The sequence below is a fragment of the Streptococcus mitis genome (genome assembly GCF_001579035.1).
Classification (GTDB): domain Bacteria; phylum Bacillota; class Bacilli; order Lactobacillales; family Streptococcaceae; genus Streptococcus; species Streptococcus mitis_J.
The window spans coordinates 49,735-52,334 of record NZ_KQ970288.1 but is presented as its reverse complement, the minus strand read 5'-3'; the positions used below and the strand labels follow the sequence as shown (position 1 = coordinate 52,334).

The 2,600-nt window shown below is 37.2% G+C and carries 1 protein-coding gene and 1 pseudogene; both read left to right on the top strand.

All coding sequences use genetic code 11. The annotated features are described in order from the left end of the window. Positions 1-1,915, top strand: a 1,915-nt coding sequence (locus SMIDD26_RS06420) for a MiiA motif-containing surface protein (protein ID WP_167747486.1), incomplete at its 5' end; no start/stop codon positions are given. 205 nt (positions 1,916-2,120) lie between these two features. Next, positions 2,121-2,600: pseudogene (locus SMIDD26_RS06415) on the top strand (glutathione-dependent disulfide-bond oxidoreductase); the annotation flags it as partial.

The following is a 2,600-nucleotide window of genomic DNA, read 5'->3' as shown; positions in this document are numbered from 1 at the left end:
TGTTAGTGAAGCTGAAACTACTAAAGAAACTATCTCTGAAGACGGAGCTAAAGACAAAGTAGTTACTGAAGATATTGAACCAAAAGTTGTTTATGAAAAAGATGATTCAAGAGAAAAAGATTCAGAAAATATCACTACTCCTGGTCAAAAAGGTAGCAAGGTTACAACAACAACATATACTGTAAATGAAAATACAGGAGCAGTAGAAGAACATGTTGGTGAACCTGTTATTACTCCAGCGACTAGCACTGTTGTTAAAGTAGCTGCAAAAGATAAAGTTACTTATAAAAAACAAGGTGATAACGTAGTTAAAACGACTACAGTTTATACTGTAAATCCTGAGAATGGTAACATCACTGAAGTTTCTACCGATGAAGTTACACAACCTAATGGTGCAAAAGACAACGCAGTTACACCAGCAGCAAAAACAAAAGTAGCAAACCCTGAGAAATTATCTGACGCTGAGAAGAAAGCAATCGAAGACAAAGTTAAAGCAGCAAATCCAGGTGCTGAAGTTGTAGTAGATGACAAAGGAAAAGCAGCAGTAGTTAAAGACGGTAATGTATCAGTTATCCCATCAACAGATTTAGTTAAAGTCCAAGACGATGCTAAGAAAGATAATGGTGGAAATGATGCAAACACACCAGCAGCTAAGACTGTAGTAGCAGATAAAGAAAGCTTAACTCCAGAAGAGAAAGCTGCTGTTAAGAAAGCTGTTGAAGCAGTCAACTCAGGTTCAACTGTAGTGGTAGACGACAAAGGAAACGCAACAGTAACGAAAGCTGACGGAACAGTTCTTAACATCCCATCAACAGACTTAGTAATCCCTGCTACCAATCTTGCTGACGAAGCAACAAATGCTAAAGTGAAAACACCAGTTACTCGTACATTAGTTGGAGATAAAGAAAACTTAACAAAAGACGCAAAAGAAGCTGTTAAGAAAGCAATTGAAGCAGTCAACCCAGGAGCAACTGTAGTGGTGGATAACCAAGGAAACGCAACAGTAACAATGCCAGACGGTTCTACAGCAACAATTTCTAAAGAACAACTAGTGAAAGATAAAGAAGCTGTGTCTAAATCTAAACATGGTGGAGATAATCTTGATATCGACTTGAGTAAAGTAGAGGTAACAAATCTTGCGGATATTACTCCAGAAGAAAAAGCGAAATTCCAATTCAAAGTTCTAGGTACTATCACAAACGTTCCAGAATTCGATTTAGATGCTTACATTAAATCAACAGATAAAGATGGAAACACAGTTTACACATCTAAAGATTCTAAGATGACGATTACAATCGACAAAGATGGTAATATGAAAGTTACTAAAGATGGTAAGACTGATTTAGCGGTTAACATTGATAAAGCCGGAAATGTAACAATCGTTACAAAAGAAGGTCAAGTATTAGCAATTCCAAGAGATGATGCGTTCAAACAATATGTACCATACAATGCTGGAGCTAATAACACTGACGCAAAAGTGAATAAAGCTAAGTTAGAAGGTGCTATCTATCAATTGGATGAATTGATTATCAAAGAATCAGCTAAGCTTGATGCAGAAACTGCAAAAGAAGCGAATGACTTATTAGCAGACGCTAAGAAAGTATTTGCTAATGCAGACGCAAGTCAAGTAGAAGTGGATGCAATGGTGAAACGTTTAGAAGAATTCAAGTTAAACCAAGCTTTAGTAGCAACTGATGATCAAGCAGCTAACAATGCAACAAATGCATCAAACGGAGAAACTTTAGAAGATGCAGCAGATGCTAAATTAGCAGCGAACGTTTCAAAACGAAACAGTCAAAAAGAACTTCCAAACACAGGTACATCAATATCTGGAACAGTTCTTCTAGCAATTGCAACTCTATTATCAGGAGTAGGCTTATTTGCAACAAAGAAAAAGAAGATGAATAATCAATAGACAAGAGATTATGGAAGCAAGAAGAGAGTTTGACATTTTCAAAATGAAAACTATATTCTCAGATTGTTACAACACCTTGTCGAAAAACAGCTCTCCGCATCACGTGGAGAGCTGTTTTTCAATATACTTGGTTATTGGACGCTTACGTTTCATCGTATTGTTTGTGTATGTTGAAAATATTCTTAAGTTAAGTCAAAATAGTTGAATGGTATGCAAGTTATTTCAAAATGTTATACCGACCGTATGGCAGGATGAAGCTAGTAATCAAGGAGCCTTTACAGGACTAAATAGACCAACAGCAGGTGCACGTTTCCAACAAAACTTGCCAAAAGGAGAACAACCTTTTCAGCTTTATTCACTGGGAACACCAAATGGTGTGAAGGTCACTATCTTATTGGAAGAATTACTAGAAGCTGGTTTTGAGCAAGCGGCTTATGACTTGTATAAGATTGCTATCATGGATGGGGATCAATTCGGTTCAGACTTCGTAAAGCTCAATCCAAATTCCAAGATTCCAGCCTTGTTGGACCAGTCAGGGACTGAAAATGTAAGAGTCTTTGAGTCTGCTCATATTCTTCTTTACCTTGCTGAGAAATTTGGAACCTTTTTACCAAGTAATCCTGTGGAAAAGGTAGAAGTTTTGAATTGGCTATTCTGGCAAGCAGGTGCAGCACCTTTTCTAGGT